The organism is bacterium (assembly GCA_040755795.1).
Taxonomy (GTDB): Bacteria; UBA9089; CG2-30-40-21; order CG2-30-40-21; family SBAY01; genus JBFLXS01.
The window spans coordinates 1-5,540 of the sequence record JBFLXS010000268.1 but is presented as its reverse complement, the minus strand read 5'-3'; the positions used below and the strand labels follow the sequence as shown (position 1 = coordinate 5,540).

4 protein-coding genes are annotated in these 5,540 nt (G+C 31.5%); all 4 read right to left on the bottom strand.

Annotated elements, in window-relative coordinates; genetic code table 11:
* Positions 1-135: 135 nt before the first annotated feature.
* Positions 136-2,265 carry a hypothetical protein gene (locus AB1414_14405; GenBank protein MEW6608614.1) on the bottom strand — a complete coding sequence of 710 codons (2,130 nt, stop codon included), beginning with the start codon at positions 2,263-2,265 and terminating at the stop codon, positions 136-138.
* On the bottom strand, positions 2,249-3,115 hold the full coding sequence (locus AB1414_14400; GenBank protein ID MEW6608613.1) for a hypothetical protein: 867 nt from the start codon (positions 3,113-3,115) through the stop codon (positions 2,249-2,251). The genes AB1414_14405 and AB1414_14400 overlap by 17 nt, the downstream gene beginning before the upstream one ends.
* 379 nt (positions 3,116-3,494) lie before the next feature.
* Positions 3,495-4,460 carry a sigma-54 dependent transcriptional regulator gene (locus tag AB1414_14395; GenBank protein ID MEW6608612.1) on the bottom strand — a complete coding sequence of 322 codons (966 nt, stop codon included), beginning with the start codon at positions 4,458-4,460 and terminating at the stop codon, positions 3,495-3,497.
* Positions 4,461-4,573: 113 nt separating this feature from the next.
* Positions 4,574-4,732, bottom strand: a complete 159-nt coding sequence (locus tag AB1414_14390) for a GxxExxY protein (protein ID MEW6608611.1) — start codon at positions 4,730-4,732, stop codon at positions 4,574-4,576.
* Positions 4,733-5,540: the final 808 nt, after the last annotated feature.

Below are 5,540 nucleotides of genomic sequence, written 5' to 3'. Positions count from 1 at the left end.
TATTTGAGATTTGGTGCTTGGGATTTGGGATTTTTTACTTATCCACTCTGAGTAAAATTTTGACTAATAACTGCTATATTCCCTCTGTGTTCTCTGTGACTCTGTGGCTATATCCCTGAACGGTTACGTCAACCCTTATTCAAACTCAACCTCTGGTTCGATTTCGGCAATGCCAAAGTTGATATTCTTTATCTCTTGTTGAGGTGAAAGACTAATTTCAATACACCCTTTCGTTGTAACTTCAAAATTATCTGGAAGTGATTTTTTATCTATTTTAACCCTGACTACACCAGGGATAACACTATTAAATTTATAGCCACCAGTAAATGATGTATAGCAAGGGGCATCATTGGCATAGATAAGGATATTTTCCTCTCCGTCTTCTCCTTCATCCTGAATGCCATTACGATTTTTGTCTCTAAAAACTGTGCCCCTTATTTTACCTGTCCGAACAATAGGGAAATCACAATAAATATCTTCTCCTTCCTTTATCTGGAGGATTGGTTCAATCTTTGTTTTTGAGGTAAAACCAATGGGAACTTGACTTAAATCTATGGCAAATGTATATGTGCCTGCTGGAATATCCAGAAATAGTGCCTTTCCTTCTTCATTAGTAATTACTTCTGTTTTATCTAACTTTAGCCTGACACCTTTTATCGGCTCATCTTTTTCCTTCACAAACTTACTATCAAAATCCGTATCTTTAAAAACCATTATTGTTACTTTTCCTAAATGGAGTAATGTCTCCTGGTTTGGAAATTCCTTACTTAATGAAGCGATATTTGGGGTTTGTGTCCCAATCTTGACCGGTCTATACCTGGTATATTTTATTTCCTCATCTTGGGACTTAACCATTGTATCTTTTTTCTTATTCTGTTGATAGGTAAGTGATAAAAAAGATGTTGGTTTATTATCATTTATCCAGTAAATCTTTGTCGTTAAATTTAGTGGTAGTTTTGGAAATTTATAATCGAGGGTAAGGAATTTGTTTATTCGATTATTAATTCTTTCTCCGGATGAAGATTGTGATTTATCTTCTGATTGATAACAATTATAGGATATGTTTAATTTTCGACTAATATTTTTACTAATTCCATAAGATATAGAATTTGATTGTTTTTGATAAGATGTGTTGATTTTATCCTCACCTGTTGTTACATTAAAATTTACCCACGGTCTAAATCCATAATATTCATATCGTAATTGCAGACCTTTTTCAAAGGTTACTTCCCTTTTAAGGGAAGTCGGGCTTTCTTGTTTTTCCATCTCAATTCCTATGTTGGTGACTATAGATAACGGATATTTAGATTCAAGGTAAGTTGTTTTTAAAAAAAGACTATCATAGATATTTTCAGTTGATAGTTGTGAGAGATGAGTGTAAGAATGTGAATACGAAATAGAAGAAGTAATCTTTTTTAAAACTTTTAAATTATACCCAACATAACCATTATATAATAAGCTTTCTGATAAATCCTTTTTATTGGAAATATATCCACCGGCATTAAATTTGTCCGTTTTAAAATCACCTTTTAATTTCCATAAATTAGCCTGATTGGTTCTGGAATATTCAATTTCTGTATTTAATCTTTTAGTTTTGTAGTTGGCAAACAAGTTAAAATCAGGCACATTGTTTATTATTGAATATTCAGTTCGTAAGGTAGTTTTTTTATAGTTTATTAAATTTTTAAAAAGTAATCCCCACTGGTTTTCGTTATTTAAATAACATTCACCTTGTAGGTTTGAGAATTTATGGATAGGTTTTGAGAAATCTAAGCCGAGTATTTGAGTATTTTCTTTAGCCCATAAAAATAAGCCATAAGATGTATTTGAGCCATATTCTGTGTTTGTTTTTATCCCCATAACTTGAGAGCCAGCAGATTTTCCGGCAAAAAAAGTTGATGTCTGTGCTTTTCTTTTCATTTCAAATTTAACCCCAAATAAATTCAAATTGGGCTCGACTAATCGGCTTATTCCATAAGATAGATTAAATAAGGCTAAATTATACAGTTTGTTATAAATAGTTAGTTGAGTATTCGTGAAATCAGGTTTTTTATCCCGGACATTAATCTGAAAATTGGTTGATGAGTTAAAATATAAATCTTTTTGTCTTCCATCAAGATTAAGACTATAAATTGCCATTGATAGATTTTCCTCAAGTTCGAATGTGTAATTTCCAGAACCGGATATGGCTAAAGAAGATTCAGGATATAAAGCCCAAAGTATAATTAAAACTCCTGAAAAAGACAAATTATTGTTTCTTGTCACTGGTTTCTGTTGCCTCTTTAGTCGCTGGTTTCTCTAATACCTGCCAATTATAAAAGGTATTTGTGGGCAATATAACTTTTTTACCAATAAGTTTTGTATCGCCATAGTCAAAAATAATTGTTGTTAAATACTTATTTTCGTCAGGTGTGTTTAATTTAAAATATTCGGAGGTATAATCACCGATTTCATTGGGTAAAATCATTGTTCCTTCTAAATTTCCTTCGGCAATGACATTATCGTTTTTATCCTTAATTTTAAACTTTCCAACTGGAGATGGTTGAAATAGAGGTGAATTACCGAGATTTTTCAATTTTGCTTGAAATCGAAATCCTCTATCTTTAATATTTTCTGCTGATATTTCAATTATTTCAATCTTTTTTTTCAAAGTTCCAGTAATTTCAGCCCCAACAAAAGATACCAATTGTGTAGCAACTCTAACCCCGCCACCCTTTTTTAATGGTCGGGAATTGAAACAAACTAATCCCCAATATCCACCTTCAGCGTTTTGTGGAACATCTATTGCATAGCGGAGTGAGCGCTTTTGTTTTGGGGCAAGGGTAAAACTTTCTTCCTCAAAGGTTATCCACTTACTTAATGACCGTGAATGTGTGCCTGCAGGTGCAAATTTCCGGCTATTGTTTTCTAATATCCAGTCCTTTGTGAATATCTCAACATAAACTTCTTCATTTCCGCCATTATTAATCTCAAAAACATTGCTTTTACTCTCTCCTTGTGTCAATGATAATTTTACAATACTTGGCACAATAGAAATAGCCTCTACTGATGAAAGGTATCCACCAACTATTAGAATAAGAGTAATTAACCAACCCATATTAATGATTTTTTTCATAATTTGACCTCCTCTAAACAAAAAAAAGCCAATAATAGGTCCTTGACCCACTATTGGCTTTTATAGTGTGTAAAAATAATCACTATCTTCCCTTAGTTATATCAATCCCCTATCGTAAATATTTGTTAACTGGGTATAAGCATATGCAGGTATCAATCTCCGTTGTTCAACTGCTTATACCCAGTAGCTTACCCCTACTCATAAGAGAGCAAATTTTATGCTAACTTTCTTTAATTTTATCTTACTTATTACTTTACTTAAAGTTATATAAAGTATTTCCTATCCAAAACTATTTCTCAAGACTCTAATTTTTGGACACTAATTTAAACATTTGCTTGTAATTTCTATAAAAGAGGTCTTGTGTCCAATTATTGGACACTTACGATAAATTATATCTCCGTATCTTCCAATAAAGAGATGAACGACCTATTCCTAATGCTTTAGCGGTTTCTTTTTTATTTCCATTCTTTTCCTCAAGCATCCGTTTAATTGCCGTTATTTCTAAATCAACTAACGAAGATGAATCTTGACCTTTTTTATCATAAGCCGCCTCATCCTCCTGTTGTAGCTTTAATTTCCCATTAGTCGGTATGAATATTGGTAAGTGAATATCCTCAATGGTAATATGAGAACGACTGGCAACAATGACTGCCTTGAGAATACAATTGCTAAGTTGACGGATATTCCCTGGCCAATCATATTCCATTAATTTAGTTAATGCCAGATTATCAATATCCCTAACATCTTTATTAGTTTCCTCATTAGCCATTTTTATAAAGTGCTTAACTAATTCAGGAATATCTTCTTTACGCTCTCGTAAAGGTGGTAAATTTATCTGAAACACGGATAACCGATAATAAAGGTCATCTCTAAACTGTCCATTTTTAACCTGATTTAATAGTGATTTGTTCGTGGCTGAAATTATTCTAATATCAACATTAATAGATTTAGTCCCACCTACTCGATAAAATATTTTATCTTCCACAACACGCAATAATTTAGCCTGCAAAGGAATACTCATCTCTCCAATTTCATCAAAAAGTATAGTTCCCCCTTGAGCTAATTCCAGCTTACCTAATCGGTCTTTAATGGCTGAGGTAAAAGCCCCTTTTTCATGACCAAATAGCTCACTTTCGGCTAAATCATGAGGTATGGCGGCACAGTTTATCGGGATATAATTTCTTCTTTTACTTCGATTATGTATAGCTCGAGCAACTAATTCTTTACCTGTGCCAGTTTCTCCATAGATATGAACTGGAACATTGGTTTTTGCAGATATATCTATAAGATGATAAATTTGTTGCATTTTGACACTGTTACCAATTATTCCATTAAAGTTATTCATAATCTTACCTTAATTTTTTTAAACTTCAATTCAGACATAAGAAACCACAGATACACACAGATTAACACTGATAATATCTGTGTTCATCATTTATACTACTAATCTTTCATATTCTAACTGGGTCTTTGCAAACATTTTTTTAATCTTAGTTCGTGAATGAGTGAATTCTCATAGACTTTTTCTAAGAATCCACATCCTAAAGCATTATGTACTTCAAAGACAGCGTTTAGAATTTGATGAGTTGTCTCTTTATACTTAAATTCCTTATTCATTTTGTTAGATACCCACAGATTAATTTTTTAATATCTGAGTACATCTGTGTTTATCTGTGGTTTTATCTAATGTCTGAATCACAGTAATTTTTTTAAAATTAAATCTTGACTTTTTTTAAAAAATAGTGTATAATATAAAAAAATAGGGCAAGGGTAATGTGAAGAAGAACCAATAGCTAAGAGGGGGTAATTCTTAGTTTTTTTCTTCTGTTACTTTTGCCCTTATTTTTTGGTAACTATTAGACACAAAAATACCACACATCTAAGAGACAATCGAGTTAAAGAATAATACATTTTTCCCTTGAATAAACATCAAGACTGACTTAAGTTATTCTTTCTCTCTTATTTATATGTGTGGTATATATTAAAAGGGTATAGTATCTCACTTCGGTCCCTTATTATTTTTATATTCAAATTTTTCCCATCCCAATCAAAGCAAAAAAATTATATCCAATTTTAATTATTTTGTCAAGCAAAAAAATAAATTTTTTTTAAAAAAGTTGTAACTATTTATATCTCAAAAACTTATACCTTTGACCTTTTGGAAGTGTTTAATAATTGAACAATAAAGGCAGGATGTTTTTTGTGGTAAATTTTTTTAACTCTAATAATAGCAAGACAGAAATTAGAGTTAGCATAAAATTTGCGATTATAAAATTAATAATCTAAATGTAATTATTGGTAAGAGTTCAGGTAGGATAAAAATAAGGAGAAAGGGAGAAGATGGAGAAGTGGAGAAAAGAAGAGTTAAGTGATAGGATTATTAATGCCTGTATTAATGTCCATCAAAAGTTAGTGTCGTGTTGAA